Origin of the sequence: Stenotrophomonas sp. 2619 (assembly GCF_040548725.1) — a bacterium.
Classification (GTDB): Bacteria; Pseudomonadota; Gammaproteobacteria; order Xanthomonadales; family Xanthomonadaceae; genus Stenotrophomonas; species Stenotrophomonas maltophilia_AP.
In genome coordinates this window covers 135,244-150,631 of sequence record NZ_JBEPSF010000009.1, presented here as the reverse complement: position 1 = coordinate 150,631, position 15,388 = coordinate 135,244, and the positions used below count along the sequence as shown (strand labels likewise).

The following is a 15,388-nucleotide window of genomic DNA, read 5'->3' as shown; positions in this document are numbered from 1 at the left end:
CTCGACATTCGGGCAGCTGCCGGCCAGCGGCCGGCACTACCGCAGGTCGGTCAGTGACCGGATTCGACCTTGCGCCACTCGACCGCCGCGCGATCCAGCACGCCGTTGACGTAGGTGTGGCCGTGCTCGGAACCGAAGCGCTTGGCCGACTCGATGGCCTCGTTGATCACCACGCGGTACGGCACGTCCAGGCGGTAGCGCATTTCGAAGGCGGCCACGCGCAGCGCGGCGCGTTCGATGGCGTCCACTTCGTCGATGCTGCGGTCCAGGTACGGGGTGAGCGCCTCGTCCAGGTCCTTGCGGTTGTCCAGCACGCCGTGGATCAGCGCTTCAAAGTAGGCCAGATCGGCGATTTCACGTGCCTGCTCGTGGGCAAACTGGGCAATCACGGTCTGCGCGTTGCCACCGGAAATCTGCCACGCATAGATCGCCTGCAGGGCACGACGGCGCGCGCGCGAGCGCAGCACGGGGTCGATGCCATCACGGCGGACGGGTTTACCGGAGGGCTTGCCCGGGTTCGACTTGTTCACGGCAACTGCTCCAGAAGATTGACCATTTCCAACGCCGTCAGTGCGGCTTCCTCACCCTTGTTGCCATGGCTGCCACCGGCACGGGCCTCGGCATCCTCGGCGCGTTCCACGGCGAGCACGCCATTGAGCACCGGCACGCCGAAATCCAGCTGCACGCGCATCAGGCCTTCGGCGCAGCCATCGGCCACGTGTTCGTAGTGGCGGGTGTCGCCGCGGATCACACAGCCCAGGGCGATGATCGCGGCATGTTCATGCGCGGCGGCCAGGCGGGCGGCGACCAGCGGCAGTTCCCATGCGCCGGGCACACGGATCACGTCGATGGCGGCTTCGTCGATGCCGTTGCCGGCCAGGCTCTGCCGCGCGCCAGCCACCAGCACGTCGGTGATGCGGGCATTCCAGCGGCTGGCGAGGATGGCAAAACGGGCCTTTTCCGGAGTACGGAGGTCGCCTTCGTAGTGGCTCATGTTCGGCGTGGGGTCCAAAAGGTTGACTAGTTTAACGCGGGCGGGCCAGTTACGCCGGACAAGGGCTGCCCAGTCGTAGCGCCGGGCTCTGCCCGGCTGGCGGTGCGCCGTGGCTGTGGGACAGCCGGGCAGAGCCCGGCGCTACGGGGTGTTGTGGACAGCCGGGCAGAGCCCGGCGCTACGGGGTCTTGCGGGTAGCCGGGCAGAGCCCGGCGCTACGGGTGTTGGGGTAGCCGGGCAGCGCCCGGCGCCACGGGCGGTGGCCGGTCAGGGGGTGACCGTTTCCACCACTTCCAGCCCGTACCCGGCCAGGCCGATCTGGCGGCGGGGGGTGCCCAGCACGCGCAGCTTGCCCAGGCCAAGGTCGGACAGGATCTGCGCGCCGGCCCCGTTGCGGCGCCACTGGCTCACGTCCTTGTCCTTGCCCGGGGTCACCGGGGCCGGCTGCTGGCGCAGGCGGGCCAGCAGGCTGTTTGTGTCGCGCGGGGCCGACAGCACCACCATCACCCCGCGCTCGGCGGCGGCAATGGCACGCAGGGCGTCGGTGGAGGCCACGCCGAAGTCGTCTCGGCGCCAGTGCAGCAGGTCGGCCAGCGGGTTTTCCACCTGCACCCGGACCAGCGTGGGTTCGGTGTCCGGGGTGCCGCGGACCAGGGCGAAATGCAGGTCGTGGGCGATCCGGTCGCGGTAGGTGACCAGCTTGAAGGGGCCGAACTCGGTGTCGATCTCGCGCTCGTCCACGCGCTCGACGGTCTTCTCGGTGGCCAGGCGGTAGGCGATCAGGTCGGCGATCGAGCCCATCTTCAGGCCGTGCTCGCGGGCGAACACCTCCAGCTCCGGGCGGCGCGCCATGCTGCCATCCGGGTTGAGGATTTCCACCAGCACGCCGGCCGGCTCCAGCCCGGCCAGCATGGCCAGGTCCACGCCCGCTTCGGTATGCCCGGCGCGGGTGAGCACGCCGCCCGGCTGGGCGATCAGCGGGAAGATGTGGCCCGGCTGGTGCAGGTCGGCCGGCTTGGCATCCGGCTTCACCGCGGTGCGGATGGTGTGGGCACGGTCGTAGGCCGAGATGCCGGTGGTGACGCCCTCGGCCGCCTCGATGCTGACGGTGAAGTTGGTCTGGAACTGCGCGGTATTGGCCTGCACCATCGGCGCCAGGCCCAGGTCGGCGGCGCGCTCGCGGGTGAGCGGCAGGCACACCAGGCCACGGCCGTGGGTGACCATGAAATTGATGTCCGACGGCTTGACCAGCTCGGCGGCCATGATCAGGTCGCCTTCGTTCTCGCGGTCTTCGTCATCGACGATGACCACCATGCGGCCGAGGCGGATGTCTTCCAGGATGTCCGGAATGGGGGCGAAATTCATGCCGCATCTCCTTGTGCGTGCGAACCGCTGGCCGGCACGCTGATCAAACGTTCCACGTAGCGGGCCACCAGGTCGATTTCCAGGTTCACCGCGCTGCCCACGCCGGTGGCGGCGAAGGCGGTGTTGGCCACGGTGTGCGGGATGAGCGCGACCTCGAAGCCCTGCGCATCGACCTCGTTGACGGTCAGGCTGACGCCGTCCACGCAGATCGAGCCCTTCTTGGCGATGTAACGCAGCAGCGCGGCCGGCGCGGCGAAGCGCCAGCGCTGGGCGCGGGCATCGTCATGGATGGACAGCACCTGGCCCAGGCCGTCGACATGGCCGCTGACCAGGTGGCCGCCAAGGCGGTCGGTCGGGCGCATGGCGCGTTCGAGGTTGATCACCGCGCCGTCGGCCAGCTGGCCCAGCGTGGTCAGGCCCAGGGTCTCGGTGGACGCGTCGGCCTGGAAGGACGTGGCGTCGTGGGCGATGACGGTCAGGCAGACGCCATTGATGGCGATGCTCTCGCCCATCTGCACGTTGTCGAACGGCAGGGTGCCCACGTGGAAGGTAAAGCGGACGTCGCCGCCGAGGGTGTCGCGTGCGGCCAGACGGCCGACGCCTTCGATGATTCCAGTAAACAAGGAACGTTCTCCGCGAAAAGTGAGCGAAAAACGCCGCAAGGCATATAGGTGCACACCGAGCCCAAGGCCCGGTCGCACCGTCTTCTTTCATCCGGACTATACCGTCGGCTCCGGCATTGGACCGGATCTGCTGACCTTCCGGCAGGGCCGGAAGCGCTCGCGGGCTCGTGCTTGCGCACCTACCGCCGGTGGGGAATCGCACCCCGCCCTGAAGACGTTTGTGTACCGGCGAGCCGGCGCGGCCATTGTAACAGGGCAACCTGACTGCTCGCTTTTTGTGAAGTTCTGGTTAAAATTCGCCCGCGCGGCAGTGATCGCCGCTCCTGCCGCCCAGTGAAGGGCCGGCTGAAATGGACCTCAACACCACTCAAGGAACCTGCATGCGCAAGATTCTCCTGGCCGCCGCCCTGCTGGCCGCTGCCCCGCTGTCGGCCGTCGCGGCCGAAGGCCTGAGCTACACCTACGTGGAAGGTGGCTGGACCCAGCTGCAGCTGGACCGCAACGGCGCCCCCTCCAAGCCGAAGCTGGACGGTGGTTATGTCCGCGGCTCGTTCGCCATCGCCGAACAGGTGCACGTCTTCGGTGCCTACAGCACCGTGTCCAAGACCACCACCTACGATCTGGGTGTCTATGACGTGCGCGTCAAGCAGGAGCTGAAGCAGCCGGAGCTGGGCATCGGCTACCACATGCCGATGAGCGACCGCGTCGACTTCACCACCGACATCGCCTGGCTGCGCATCAACAATGAAGCCAAGTACGAAGCCGACGGCTTCGAAACCGAGCGCTACAAGGAACACACCAACGCCGCCCGCGCCACCCTGGGCGTGCGTGGCAAGCCCTCGCCGCGTACCGAAGCCTGGTTGAAGGCCGGCTACATCGACGGCAGCGACATGGACGGCACCTGGACCGGCACCCTCGGTGGCCAGGTCAACTTCACCCCGACCTGGGGTCTGGTTGGCGAAGTGCAGGCGTACGACGAAGTCACCCAGTATTCGGTGGGCGTGCGCGCGAGTTTCTGATCGGGCGGCGGCGGTTCTCCGCTGCGCCATGATCGAACGGGTCCCGAAAGGGGCCCGTTTTTTTTGGTTCTTCTCCCCTCTGCGGGGAGCGTGATTTCTGCAGGGTCCTCGAAGAGCGAGCACGAGGCTACACGGGTGGCCGGGTGTGCAGGTGCCGTTTGGATAGGCTGGCATCTCCGATCGGGCCGGTCGCGAGCGTGAGTGCCCCGTAGCAGCCGGTAGGCCCCTGGCGCAAATGTCCCCCGGCCGCGTGGCGGCCTCCTCCTTTACGTTGCCCAGGAGCCTACCGGCCGCTACGGGGCTCGGCGTGCGGTAAGCAGGTAGAAGCCAGGCCTGTTTGGCGCAGGTCGGTGGGTCGGGCGCTGGGGCCCCATACCCTTGGAGGCGAAGTAAAGGGGGAGGGGGCGGCCGCAGGCCGACGCCGGAGGACATTCGCCGGAAAGGGTATGGGGCCCCAGCGCCCGACCCGCCGACAACCGCGTCTGAAACCGTGATCGCATGTTTCCACTTCTCCTCAGATGGAATAAGAACCGTTTGGTTGTTCTTTGCATTCCGGCGCCAGGCGCACCGCGCCCTCTGCACCGTGGCAGGCGTTGGCGGGGGGCGGGCGCGTGAGCCGCGTGCAGCCACCCGTGGGGTGGCTCTACCGGCGAAACATCGGCCGCCGGTGTGAAATGCGTTAGGCTTCCGCGCCCTGCATTGGACGCTGACCTTCATGAATACCCGCCACGTACTGGCCACCTCGCTGTTGCTGTGCATGCCGCTGCTGGCGACCGCCGCCGCACCGGCACCGCTGACGCCCGAACAGACCTTCGACCTGTACGCACGGGTGATGCTGGAAGACGACGCGGCGGCCGCACGCACGCTCAACGACGCGCTGCGCCCGGCCTATGACGGCCAGGACCCGATCGATTTCAACAAGGGCGCGTTCGCCACCGCGCTCGCTTCGCCGTTGCAGGGCCTGCTCACCGCGGCGGGTACCGATGACGCGCGCATCAAGGCGATGCCCGCCGTGGTGGCGGCCAACCTGGGCAAGACCCACTGCCGTGCGCAGCGCAGCACCCTGCGCGACAACGACGCGGTGGACGGCGCGAAGATCGCCACGGTCGACTTCAGCTGCCAGGTGACGGCGCTGGACGACCTGCGCCCATTGTTCGACGCCAGCGTGGCCAACAACACCCCGGCCGGCTTGAAGCGCTTCACCGACGCCTACGTGGCCGCACTCAGCAGCGGTCCGCGCCGCGAGGTGCGCGGCACCGTGGATCTGTACCCGGCCAAGGACAACGGCTACTGGTACAGCGGCAACCTGGATGCACTGGTGGCGCCGGTGGTCGATGCGCTGCTGCCGTTCGACGCATGGCAGCAGGACGCCGCCGCGAAGGACGCACCGACGGTCACCGGCGTGGCCAGCTGCGACCTGCTGTTGCAGCAGCACCGCCAGTGCGTGGCGAAGATCGCGCCGGAGCAGCTCAACGGCGTGGATGCGATGGCCGAAGAGTTGAAGGACAAGGCCCAGACCCAATCGGTGGAGGCCATGGTGCAGGAGTGCAAGGCACTGCGCTCCATCGTTGAAATGATGTGGACCGACGCCTGCCGTTGAGCGCAACACCGCGGGTGCCGACCGTTGGTCGGCATTCGCAAACCGGCACCGCCCACCCTCGATCACACCCGCAACAGCACCCGCAGATCGTCGCCCACCTGGCGCTGGTCCACCACGCGCATCCGTCGCTGCTGCTCCATCGCATGGATGCCCAGCCCCGACAGCAACGGCAAGCCATGCTCGCCCAGCAGCGTGGGTGCCTGGTACAGCAGCAGCTCATCGACCCAACCGCCGGCCAGCAACGCACCGGCCAGCGTCGCACCCGCTTCGGTGTGCACTTCATTGATGCCGCGCTCGGCCAGCAGCGCCAGCACCGCGCCCAGCTCCAGGCGGCCTTCGCGGCAGGCAATGCTGGCAAAGTCCGCATCGGCTGCATCGGGAGCGCTCACCGCCGCGTCATGCAGGTACAGCGTGGGTGCCCCGCCCTCGCGCACGCGTGAGCATTCCAGCGAGCGCAGGCGTGAATCGAGTACCACGCGCAGCGGCGGCAGTACCTCGGTGTCGGCCAGGCGCACGGTCAGCATCGGGTCGTCGGCCAGCACCGTGTCGGCGCCGGTCAGGATCGCGCCGGCACGCGCGCGCCAGTGCTGCACGTCCTCGCGTGCGGCCGCGCCGGTGATCCACTTGGACGTCCCGTCGGCCATCGCCGTGCGGCCGTCCAGGCTGGCAGCCAGCTTCACCCGCAGCCACGGCCGGCCGCGCTCGATACGCGACAGGAAGCCCTTGTTGAGCTCGCGCGCCTGGGTGGCCATGAGGCCTTCGGCGACGTCGATGCCCGCCGTGCGCAGCAGGTCGAAGCCACCGCCATCCACCTTCGGGAACGGATCGCGCATCGCCGCCACCACCCGCGTCACGCCCGCGTCGATCAACGCCAGCGCACAGGGCGGGGTACGCCCGTAATGCGCGCAGGGCTCCAGGGTGACGTAGGCGGTGGCACCGCGCGCGCGTTCACCGGCCTGGCGCAACGCGAAGACTTCGGCATGCGGACCACCGGTGCGTTGGTGCCAGCCCTCGCCCACCACCTCGTCCACGTGGGCGATCACACAGCCCACCATGGGATTGGGCCGCGCGGTGTACGCCGCCCGTTCGGCCAGGCGCAGCGCGTGGGCCATGTGCAGGTGGTCGAGTGCGGAAAAATCGGTCATGGCAGTTCAATCGGCGGCGGGCGTGCAGCGCCGATGGTAGCCCAGCCGGGGTCGCCGCGAGGCGGCCGGGACTCAGCCCTTCTTTTTCTTGTCCAGCGGAATCACGCCGCCCAGCAGCTGCAGTTGTTCGGTGCTGGCCGGCAGGTCGCGTTCGAGCTTCTCGATTTCCTCGCGGAAATCGGCCACGTCGCCAAAGCTGCGGTACACCGAGGCGAACCGCACGTAGCCAACGTGGTCGAGCTTGCGCAGTTCGTTCATCACGAACTCGCCGATCTTGATCGACGGGATTTCACGCTCGCCGCAGACACGTGCCTGCTGCATCACCGCGCGCACCGCCAGTTCAATCTGGTCTTCGGGCACCGGGCGCTTCTGCAGCGCGCGATCGAAGCCGCTGCGTACCTTGCGCGCGTCGAATGCTTCGCGGCTGCCGTCACTCTTGACGATCGCCGGCAGTTTCAACTCGATGGTTTCCAAGGTACTGAAGCGTTCGTTGCAGGCCTCGCACTCACGCCGACGCCGGATCGTCGCCCCGTCTTCAGAGACGCGCGAATCGATCACACGGGTATCGGCATGCTGGCAGAACGGACAGTACATGGAACGCCTTGCATCAGGAAAACGTCATGCCGTGGTCACGGCAGCGTCGCAACGGTACCTGAGAAGGTCAGCCCGCACAAATATCAGGAGCGTATCGTCGTGGCCCCGGTCCCTTCCCGCCACCGCAGCCACGCCAGGTGCGCCACGCATCCGGCCAGCGGCGTACCGGCCCACAGGTAATGCCCGTACTGGCTGAGATCCAGGCCGGTGCCGAACCGCAGCATGGCCCACCACGCCGCGGCCTGGACCGGTAACGCGGCCAGCAGCAACCACCAGGCCCGGCGGCTGCCCTGCCGGAGCGGGCGTCGCCGGACCAACCAGCCCCAGCCCAGCCGCGCCATCGCCGCAGCCCCCGCCAGCACCGTGCCATACCACGCCAGGAAGCCCCGCCGCAGCCCGACCATCGAGGCACCGCCTTCGAACACGGCCAACGGCACGATGACCACGAAGCACGACAACGAGACGACCATCAAGGGCAGACCCACTGCCAGCAGGTGGACGGCAAAACCGATCTGATACCGGGAAAGCGAAGGAATCGATTGCGAAGGGACGGGATGCGTCACATGCTCTGCCTCGAGACAGCCGTAGGTCACGGCAATGGGCGACGCTAGAACCAACCGCCCGCGCTCGAATATGCAATTAATCCGAAAATCACCCGTGCCTGACCAGCCGGCTGCACCCGGTACAGAATTCTGCCGCGCGCGATCGAAGCCGCTGCACACATAGCGCGCGTCGAGTTCTTCGCGGCTATCGTCGCCCCGTTTCGATCTGCGCTGGCGCGTAACGGTCCCTCGCGCGGCCCTCAGGCGCGGGGTCGCAATCGGCACAGTATGCCGGCCGGAACCAGCAGCGAAGGTCCCGCCAGCAGCAGGCCGAACGCCTCGCTGCCGTGGGTAAACCCCAACCAGAGCCCGATGCCCAGCATCGGCAGGCTGGCGAGCATGCCCAGCAGCATCGCCGCCCACTGGGCACGGCTGCGGGTGCGCAGTGCGCTGCGTCCTTCCAGCAGATAGCTGCAGCTGAGCCCCAACCAGGCAATGCAGCCGGCGAGACCGGCCATCCCCCACACCAGCATCAGCGCCTGCCCGGGAAGCGCGACGGTGCCGTCGGCCAGTGACGCCACGCTGCCCACCATGCCCATGGCCGCAAGCGCCCCGCCCAGCAGGACGCTGGGGCCGCCCAACAGCACCGCCAGCGCGGCATAGAGAAGGCGCTGGCGCCGATCACGCCGTGCCGATGCGTCGGCTACCGGATGCACGGACGGCGCCGCGTGCGCCCAGCGCTCATTGCAGGCGTTCCTGCGTGCCACGGTGTCGCTGCACGTACAGGACGGCGGAGGGAACGAGCACCGGCGGCCCGGCCAGCAGCAGCAGGTAGGCACCCCCCCGCCCCGGCCCGATATCGAGCACCACCGCACCGACCAAGGCCAGTGCAGCGGCAACGCCCAGGCCCAGCAGCCACCACCATGACCGATGCGGCCACTGCAGGCCGTCCCGTCCGGCGCTCACCCAGGCCCAGCTCAGCCGGACCCACGCCAGAAGCCCGAGCAGTCCGGACAGTGCCCACCCCACGGCGAGCAGGGGCGGCGGCAACCCGCCGAGCTGTGTCTGACCCACGCCGGCCACCATCCCCAGGCCGGCCAGCGTCGCGCCGAGGACCAGGCCGGGCACTCCGAACAGGAGGGCCACGGCCAGGTAGAACCGGCGCTGGTCCAGCAGATCGATCAACCGTAGACCGGGTACTTGGCGCACTGCGCGCTGACCGCATCGCGCACGCGGGCGATCACGGCCTCGTCAGCCGGGGCGTCGAGCACGTCGGCGATCCAGTTGGCCAGGTCCACGCAGTCCTGCTCCAGGTAGCCGCGGGTGGTCACTGCCGGGGTACCCAGGCGCAGGCCGGAGGTCACGAACGGCGAACGCGGGTCGTTGGGCACCGAGTTCTTGTTGACGGTGATGTGGGCCTTGCCGAGCGCGGCTTCCGCGTCCTTGCCCGACACGTCCTTGCCGATCATGTCGACCAGCATCAGGTGGTTCCGGGTGCCGCCGGAAACAATCTTGTAGCCGCGCGCAATCAGCGTGTTGGCCATCGCCTGGGCATTCTTGACCACCTGCGCCTGGTAGGTCTTGAAGGCCGGCTCCAGCGCTTCCTTGAACGCCACGGCCTTGCCGGCGATGACGTGCATCAGCGGACCGCCCTGGATGCCCGGGAACACGATCGACTGCAGCTTCTTGACCAGGTCTTCGTCGGCGCCCTTGGCGATGATGATGCCGCCGCGCGGGCCGCGCAGGGTCTTGTGGGTGGTCGAGGTGACCACATGGGCGTGCGGCAACGGGCTGGGATACACGCCCGCGGCAACCAGGCCGGCCACGTGCGCCATGTCCACGAACAGGTAGGCACCGACCTTGTCGGCGATGGCGCGGAAGCGCGCCCAGTCCACCACCTGCGAGTACGCCGAGAAACCGGCGACGACCATCTTCGGCTTGTGCTCGACGGCCAGGCGTTCCACTTCGTCGTAATCGATCAGGCCGGCTTCGTCCACGCCGTACTGCACCGCATTGAACAGCTTGCCCGACGCGTTGACCTTGGCGCCATGCGTCAGGTGGCCACCGTGGGCCAGGCTCATGCCCAGAATCGTGTCGCCCGGCTGCAGCAGCGCGAAGTACACGGCCTGGTTGGCCTGCGAACCGCTGTGCGGCTGCACGTTGGCGTAGTCGGCATCGAACAGCTGCTTGAGGCGGTCGATGGCCAGCTGTTCGGCGATGTCCACGTATTCGCAGCCACCGTAGTAGCGCTTGCCCGGGTAGCCTTCGGCGTACTTGTTGGTCAGCTGGCTGCCCTGGGCTTCCATCACCGCCGGGCTGGTGTAGTTCTCGCTGGCGATCAGCTCGACGTGGTCTTCCTGGCGCTGGGTTTCGGCGGCGATGGCCTTGGCCAGTTCGGGATCGTAGGTTTCGATGCGGACGTCACGCGGGAACATCGGTTACTCCAGGCAGGCAGAGGGGGTACAGCGCGAGCTCTGGATTGTAGTCCCCACGGCCCGGGGTGACCAATCCGGGCGCACGCGCCCCGGAACGCAGAACGGCGCCCCGAGGGGCGCCGTCCAGGCCGGGCCGGTTCACTGCCGCCGGGCTTACCGGTTGTTGATCACGTAGTCGGCAATGATGCCGGTGGCGATGGCGACCAGCAGCAGGTTGCCGCGGTCGTCGCGGATCCAGTGATGGTCACGCGGCGGACGGCGCACCGAGTAGCGGCTGTAGTCGTTGACCACGTACACCGGGCCGCCGTAGTACTCGCGGTAGCGGTGGCCGCGCGCCCAGCCGTAGGAGCCATAGCCCGGGGCCGGGCGGTAGACCACGCGCGGCGGCGGTGCCGGGCGGTAATAGCCGCGGTTGTCGTAGTAGCGGCGGTCGTGGCGGGCCTCGCGGCGATCGTCGCGCCAGTCGCGGCGATCATGCCGGTCGTGGCGACGGTCGTGGCGATCATGCCGGTCGTCATGGCGGTCGTGCCCACGGCCGCGGTGGTCGTTGTCGGCGAAGGCCGGCGCCACCGTGCCCAAGGCCAGCAGCGAGGCAACGGCCCCGACCACAAATCGATTCATGCGCATGATTGGCCTCGCTTGGTGGATTGATGGCTCCATCATGCTGACGGCATCTGAACGGTTTCCGGCTGGAAACGGTTTCCATTTCAACGGCTTTGACGGCCCATTCAGGCCCCGGCAAGCCCCGCCCCGTGGGCAGACCGGCGTCTGTCATCGCTTCCGGCTATAATCGGGGGTACCCCTTTATTCATCTGTTCCTGTTCCGCCTGGAACGGGCGCAGGGTTGCGCCTTCGGAGACCTCATGTCCTCGCAATACATCTACACCATGAACCGCGTCAGCAAGGTGGTCCCGCCCAAGCGGCAGATCATCAAGGACATCTCGCTGTCGTTCTTCCCGGGTGCCAAGATCGGCCTGCTGGGCCTGAACGGCTCGGGCAAGTCGACGGTGCTCAAGATCATGGCCGGCGTGGATACCGACTTCGAGGGCGAAGCCCGCCCGCAGGCCGGCATCAAGGTCGGCTACCTGGCCCAGGAACCGGAGCTGGACCCGACCAAGACCGTGCGCGAGTCGGTCGAGGAAGGCGTGGGCGAGGTGCTGCAGGCCCAGGCCGCGCTGGACGCGGTGTACCTGGCCTATGCCGAGGAAGGCGCCGACTTCGACAAGCTGGCCAAGGAACAGGAACGCCTGGAGGCGATCCTGGCCGCCGGCGACGCGCACACCCTGGAAAACCAGCTGGACGTGGCCGCCGATGCGCTGCGCCTGCCGCCGTGGGAAGCCATTGTGGGCACCCTGTCCGGTGGTGAAAAGCGCCGCGTGGCGCTGTGCCGCCTGCTGCTGCAGAAGCCGGACATGCTGCTGCTCGACGAACCGACCAACCACCTGGACGCCGAGTCCGTGGAATGGCTGGAACAGTTCCTGGCGCGCTACACCGGCACCGTGGTGGCCGTTACCCATGACCGCTACTTCCTGGACAACGCCGCCGAGTGGATCCTGGAACTGGACCGCGGCCGCGGCATTCCGTGGAAGGGCAACTACACCGACTGGCTGACCCAGAAGGACGACCGCCTGCGCCAGGAAGACAACCAGGAAAAGTCCCGCCAGAAGGCGATCCAGAAGGAACTGGAATGGTCGCGGCAGAACGCCAAGGGCGGCCGGACCAAGGGCAAGGCGCGTCTGGCCCGCCTGGAAGAACTGCAGTCGGTGGACTACCAGAAGCGCAACGAGACCAACGAAATCTTCATTCCGCCGGGCGAGCGCCTGGGCAATGCGGTGATGGAGTTCAAGAACGTCTCCAAGAAGTTCGGTGACCGCCTGCTGTTCGACGACCTGAACTTCCTGGTGCCCGGTGGCGCGATCGTGGGCATCATCGGTCCCAACGGTGCCGGTAAGTCGACCCTGTTCAAGATGATCACCGGCCAGGAAAAGCCCGATACCGGCGAGATCGTGGTCGGCCCGACCGTCAAGCTGTCCTACGTGGACCAGAGCCGCGACGCGCTGGAAGGCAACCACAACGTCTTCCAGGAAATCGCTGGCGGCCTGGACATCCTCAACATCAATGGCGTGGAGATCCAGTCGCGCGCCTACATCGGCCGCTTCAACTTCAAGGGCCAGGACCAGCAGAAGCTGGTGGGGTCGCTGTCCGGTGGTGAGCGTGGCCGCCTGCACATGGCCAAGACCCTGCTGCAGGGTGGCAACGTGCTGCTGCTCGATGAACCGTCCAACGATCTGGACATCGAAACCCTGCGTGCACTGGAAGATGCGCTGCTGGAGTTCCCGGGCAACACCTTCGTCATCTCGCATGACCGCTGGTTCCTGGATCGCATCGCGACCCACATCCTGGCGTTCGAAGGCGACTCGCACGTGGAGTTCTTCCAGGGCAACTACCGCGAGTACGAAGAAGACAAGCGCCGCCGCATGGGCGACGACGCCGCCCCGAAGCGCCTGCGCTTCAAGGCGCTGAAGTAAAAAAGGAAACGGCCGCGCTCTGCGCGGCCGTTTACATTTGGATAGGTCGTGACCGCAGGTCATGACACACGCGCACACTGCGCAGCCGTTTTGCATACCGGTTGGTCACGACCGTTGGTCGTGACACCACATCGTCACGAGATTCCACCATGTCCCTCCCCGAGCGCCTGTTCCAGCTCCAGCAGCACGGCACTTCTGTGCGTACCGAGATGCTGGCCGGGCTGACCACCTTCCTGACGATGTCCTACATCGTCTTCGTCAACCCGGACATCCTGGCCACCACCGGCATGGACCCGGGCGCGGTGTTCGTGGCCACCTGCCTGGCCGCGGCGCTGGGGTCGCTGGTGATGGCGTTTGCCGCCAACTTCCCGGTGGGCATGGCCCCCGGCATGGGGTTGAACGCCTTCTTCGCCTTCACCGTGGTCGGGGCGGCCGGGCTGCCGTGGCAGCAGGCGCTGGCAGCGGTGTTCATTTCCGGGCTGGTGTTCCTGGCGCTGTCGCTGACCGGCGTGCGTGCCTGGCTGGTGGCGGGCATTCCGCCCTCGCTGCGCGCGGCCATCGTGGCCGGTATCGGCTTGTTCCTGGCCATCATCGCGCTGCAGAAATCCGGGGTGATCATCGCCAACACCGACACCCTGGTGGCGCTGGGCCCGCTCAACACCGCCCCACCGCTGCTGGCCCTGGCCGGTTTCCTGCTGATTGCGATCCTGGAAGCACGCAAGGTACGCGGCGCGATCCTGATCGGCATTCTGGCGGTCACCGGCGCGGCGTGGCTGCTCGGTGATGTGCAGTTCCATGGGTTGATCTCGCTGCCGCCCAGCCTGGCACCCACCTTCCTGCAGCTGGACCTGCCCGGGCTGCTGCACCACAACGGCGGCGCGCCGATCGCGGTGTTGCTGCAGGTGGTGCTGGTGTTCGTGCTGGTGGAAGTGTTCGATGCCACCGGCACGCTGTACGGCGTGGTCGGCCGTGCGGGCCTGCTGAAACTTCCCGGCGCGCAGAAGCGCTTCGGCCGTGCGCTGCTGGCCGACAGCACCGCCATCGTGGCCGGCTCGTTGTTGGGCACCAGCAGCACCACCGCGTTTGCCGAAAGCGCGTCGGGCGTGCAGGCCGGTGGCCGCACCGGCCTGACCGCGCTGGTGGTGGCGGCCCTGTTCCTGGCCGCCCTGCTGTTCTCGCCGCTGGCGGCGATGGTGCCCGGCTATGCCACCGCCCCTGCCTTGCTGTTCGTGGCCGGGCTGATGCTGCGCGAGCTGGTGGACGTGGACTGGAGCGACCTGACCGAATCGGTGCCGGCCGCGCTGTGTGCGCTGGCGATGCCGTTCACTTACTCCATTGCCAACGGCCTGGCCTTCGGCTTCATCGCCTATGCGGTGCTCAAGGCCGGCACCGGGCGCTGGCGCGAGGTGCACCCGGCGGTGTGGCTGGTGGCCGGCCTGTTCGTGCTGCGCTACGCGCTGGAGTAAGGGTGTGCGCCCACCGGCGCCGATGGCGCGGTTCACCCCTCCGCAACGCGGCTCTGGGATGATGTGGCATGACTGATGCCCGCGTGCTTTCCGATCTGTCTTCGCCGTTGCGTCGCCGGCTGCTGCGTGCCGCGCTGCTGGCCCCCGCCATGGGTGCCCTGGCCACCCTGCCCGGCTGTTCGATGCCGGTGCAGGTAGAGGGCACGTTCCTGCAGCCCTGGCGCAGCCATCTGGACTGGACCATGGCCGATTGGCAGCGCTCGGTGGGGCTGGCCCAGCGCCTGGGCTGCAAGCAGCTGGTGCTGCAGTGGAGCGGTATCCACGGCGCGCCGGAAGGCGATTGGCAGCTGACTGATGCCGGCCTGCGCATGCTGTTCACCGCCGCAGGCGAAGCGGGCATCACCGTGCGGGTGGGGCTGCCCTTCGAACAGTCGTGGTGGCAGGCGATCGGCGGCGATGACGCCGCGCTGCAGGCCTTCTTCGCCAGCAGCCTGGCGCGCGCCCAGCAGTGGCTGGCGCAGGCACCGTGGGCACGCCTGCAGGCCTTCGGCGGCTGGTACCTGCCCTATGAGATCGAGCAGTACCACTGGGCCGACCCGGCCCGCGTGCAGTGGCTGGGCCAATGGCTGCACGGCCTGCACCAGGCCGCACAGGCGCGCGGCGGCGACTGCGCCATCTCCACCTACTTCAGCCGCCTGCAGACCAGCGGGCGCCTGGAGACAGTGTGGGCCAGCCTGCTGGACCAGGTGCCGCTGCGGCCGATGGTGCAGGACGGCGTTGGCGTTGCCGGGGCCGGCAATGTGCAGCAGCTCAAGCCGTTGCTGGCGATGCTGAAACAACGCGGCGTAGCGTTCGATGCGATCGTGGAATTGTTCCGCGAACTGCCCGGTGAGAACCACGACGGTACCCAGTTCAAGGGCGAAACCGCCGACGCCGCGCGGATTGAGCGCCAGCTGGCGTGGGCGCGCGACAGCGGTGCCGAACACGTGCTGGTGTATGCGCTGGACCCGTGGTTGTCGCAGGACACGCCGCAGGCGAAGGCGCTGCGGCGGCAGTGGGGGTTGTAAGGCGCGCGGG

The 15,388-nt window shown here is 67.9% G+C and carries 16 protein-coding genes and 1 riboswitch; of the genes, 5 read left to right on the top strand and 11 right to left on the bottom strand.

What is annotated here, in order from left to right:
* Positions 1-50: 50 nt before the first annotated feature.
* The 4 genes from nusB to ABIA71_RS11035 all read right to left on the bottom strand — a co-directional run bounded on the left by nusB (position 51) and on the right by ABIA71_RS11035 (position 2,982).
* Positions 51-530, bottom strand: a complete 480-nt coding sequence (gene nusB, locus ABIA71_RS11050; RefSeq protein ID WP_038690521.1) for a transcription antitermination factor NusB — start codon at positions 528-530, stop codon at positions 51-53.
* Positions 527-994 (bottom strand): 6,7-dimethyl-8-ribityllumazine synthase, encoded by a 468-nt coding sequence (gene ribH / locus ABIA71_RS11045; RefSeq protein ID WP_038690522.1) that lies wholly within the window; start codon positions 992-994, stop codon positions 527-529. Before ribH ends, nusB begins: the two co-directional genes overlap by 4 nt.
* 267 nt (positions 995-1,261) lie before the next feature.
* Positions 1,262-2,359: a 3,4-dihydroxy-2-butanone-4-phosphate synthase gene (gene ribB, locus ABIA71_RS11040; protein WP_354285235.1), complete on the bottom strand. Its 1,098-nt coding sequence runs from the start codon at positions 2,357-2,359 to the stop codon at positions 1,262-1,264.
* On the bottom strand, positions 2,356-2,982 hold the full coding sequence (locus ABIA71_RS11035) for a riboflavin synthase (RefSeq protein WP_354285234.1): 627 nt from the start codon (positions 2,980-2,982) through the stop codon (positions 2,356-2,358). Before ABIA71_RS11035 ends, ribB begins: the two co-directional genes overlap by 4 nt.
* A 75-nt stretch (positions 2,983-3,057) precedes the next feature.
* Positions 3,058-3,202, bottom strand: a riboswitch (FMN riboswitch).
* A 160-nt stretch (positions 3,203-3,362) separates the two neighbouring features.
* On the opposite strand from ABIA71_RS11035, the gene ABIA71_RS11030 reads away from it, so the two are divergent.
* Together ABIA71_RS11030 and ABIA71_RS11025 are read left to right on the top strand one after the other, a co-directional pair.
* Complete coding sequence (locus ABIA71_RS11030; RefSeq protein ID WP_354285233.1) at positions 3,363-4,001, top strand: outer membrane beta-barrel protein; 639 nt, start codon at positions 3,363-3,365, stop codon at positions 3,999-4,001.
* A gap of 715 nt (positions 4,002-4,716) precedes the next feature.
* Complete coding sequence (locus tag ABIA71_RS11025) at positions 4,717-5,601, top strand: hypothetical protein (RefSeq protein ID WP_354285232.1); 885 nt, start codon at positions 4,717-4,719, stop codon at positions 5,599-5,601.
* Positions 5,602-5,663: 62 nt separating this feature from the next.
* On the opposite strand, the gene ribD is transcribed toward ABIA71_RS11025, so the two are convergent.
* The 7 genes from ribD to ABIA71_RS10990 form a co-directional block, all read right to left on the bottom strand.
* On the bottom strand, positions 5,664-6,746 hold the full coding sequence (ribD, locus tag ABIA71_RS11020; protein WP_354285231.1) for a bifunctional diaminohydroxyphosphoribosylaminopyrimidine deaminase/5-amino-6-(5-phosphoribosylamino)uracil reductase RibD: 1,083 nt from the start codon (positions 6,744-6,746) through the stop codon (positions 5,664-5,666).
* Between the two features lie 72 nt (positions 6,747-6,818).
* Positions 6,819-7,340 (bottom strand): transcriptional regulator NrdR, encoded by a 522-nt coding sequence (gene nrdR / locus ABIA71_RS11015; protein WP_354285230.1) that lies wholly within the window; start codon positions 7,338-7,340, stop codon positions 6,819-6,821.
* A gap of 83 nt (positions 7,341-7,423) precedes the next feature.
* Entirely contained in the window at positions 7,424-7,903 is a 480-nt protein-coding gene (locus tag ABIA71_RS11010; RefSeq protein ID WP_354285229.1) for a hypothetical protein, read from the bottom strand.
* 239 nt (positions 7,904-8,142) lie between these two features.
* The gene (locus ABIA71_RS11005) at positions 8,143-8,649 is read right to left on the bottom strand and encodes a hypothetical protein (protein WP_354285228.1); all 507 of its coding nucleotides are present in this window, start codon (positions 8,647-8,649) and stop codon (positions 8,143-8,145) included.
* Complete coding sequence (locus ABIA71_RS11000) at positions 8,624-9,067, bottom strand: hypothetical protein (protein ID WP_354285227.1); 444 nt, start codon at positions 9,065-9,067, stop codon at positions 8,624-8,626. The genes ABIA71_RS11005 and ABIA71_RS11000 overlap by 26 nt, the downstream gene beginning before the upstream one ends.
* Positions 9,064-10,317 carry a serine hydroxymethyltransferase gene (glyA, locus tag ABIA71_RS10995; protein ID WP_354285226.1) on the bottom strand — a complete coding sequence of 418 codons (1,254 nt, stop codon included), beginning with the start codon at positions 10,315-10,317 and terminating at the stop codon, positions 9,064-9,066. Before glyA ends, ABIA71_RS11000 begins: the two co-directional genes overlap by 4 nt.
* A 153-nt stretch (positions 10,318-10,470) precedes the next feature.
* Positions 10,471-10,944, bottom strand: coding sequence for an RcnB family protein (locus ABIA71_RS10990; RefSeq protein ID WP_128096663.1), 474 nt, complete (start codon positions 10,942-10,944; stop codon positions 10,471-10,473).
* Positions 10,945-11,180: 236 nt separating this feature from the next.
* Here ABIA71_RS10990 and ettA point away from each other — a divergent pair, with 236 nt between their 5' ends.
* The 3 genes from ettA (at position 11,181) to ABIA71_RS10975 (ending at position 15,378) form a co-directional block, all read left to right on the top strand.
* The gene (gene ettA / locus ABIA71_RS10985) at positions 11,181-12,845 is read left to right on the top strand and encodes an energy-dependent translational throttle protein EttA (RefSeq protein WP_128096664.1); all 1,665 of its coding nucleotides are present in this window, start codon (positions 11,181-11,183) and stop codon (positions 12,843-12,845) included.
* A gap of 149 nt (positions 12,846-12,994) precedes the next feature.
* Positions 12,995-14,311 (top strand): NCS2 family permease, encoded by a 1,317-nt coding sequence (locus tag ABIA71_RS10980; RefSeq protein ID WP_354285225.1) that lies wholly within the window; start codon positions 12,995-12,997, stop codon positions 14,309-14,311.
* A gap of 68 nt (positions 14,312-14,379) precedes the next feature.
* Entirely contained in the window at positions 14,380-15,378 is a 999-nt protein-coding gene (locus tag ABIA71_RS10975; protein ID WP_354285224.1) for a DUF4434 domain-containing protein, read from the top strand.
* Positions 15,379-15,388 lie beyond the last annotated feature (10 nt).

Excerpts from the sequence above, each read along its gene's own strand:
- ABIA71_RS10980 (WP_354285225.1), top strand. The coding sequence starts at position 12,995 with ATGTCCCTCCCCGAGCGCCTGTTCCAGCTCCAGCAGCACGGCACTTCT.
- ribH (WP_038690522.1), bottom strand. The coding sequence starts at position 994 with ATGAGCCACTACGAAGGCGACCTCCGTACTCCGGAAAAGGCCCGTTTT.
- ribD (WP_354285231.1), bottom strand. The coding sequence starts at position 6,746 with ATGACCGATTTTTCCGCACTCGACCACCTGCACATGGCCCACGCGCTG.
- ABIA71_RS11025 (WP_354285232.1), top strand. The coding sequence starts at position 4,717 with ATGAATACCCGCCACGTACTGGCCACCTCGCTGTTGCTGTGCATGCCG.
- ABIA71_RS10990 (WP_128096663.1), bottom strand. The coding sequence starts at position 10,944 with ATGCGCATGAATCGATTTGTGGTCGGGGCCGTTGCCTCGCTGCTGGCC.
- ABIA71_RS11030 (WP_354285233.1), top strand. The coding sequence starts at position 3,363 with ATGCGCAAGATTCTCCTGGCCGCCGCCCTGCTGGCCGCTGCCCCGCTG.
- ABIA71_RS10975 (WP_354285224.1), top strand. The coding sequence starts at position 14,380 with ATGACTGATGCCCGCGTGCTTTCCGATCTGTCTTCGCCGTTGCGTCGC.
- ettA (WP_128096664.1), top strand. The coding sequence starts at position 11,181 with ATGTCCTCGCAATACATCTACACCATGAACCGCGTCAGCAAGGTGGTC.
- nrdR (WP_354285230.1), bottom strand. The coding sequence starts at position 7,340 with ATGTACTGTCCGTTCTGCCAGCATGCCGATACCCGTGTGATCGATTCG.
- ribB (WP_354285235.1), bottom strand. The coding sequence starts at position 2,359 with ATGAATTTCGCCCCCATTCCGGACATCCTGGAAGACATCCGCCTCGGC.
- glyA (WP_354285226.1), bottom strand. The coding sequence starts at position 10,317 with ATGTTCCCGCGTGACGTCCGCATCGAAACCTACGATCCCGAACTGGCC.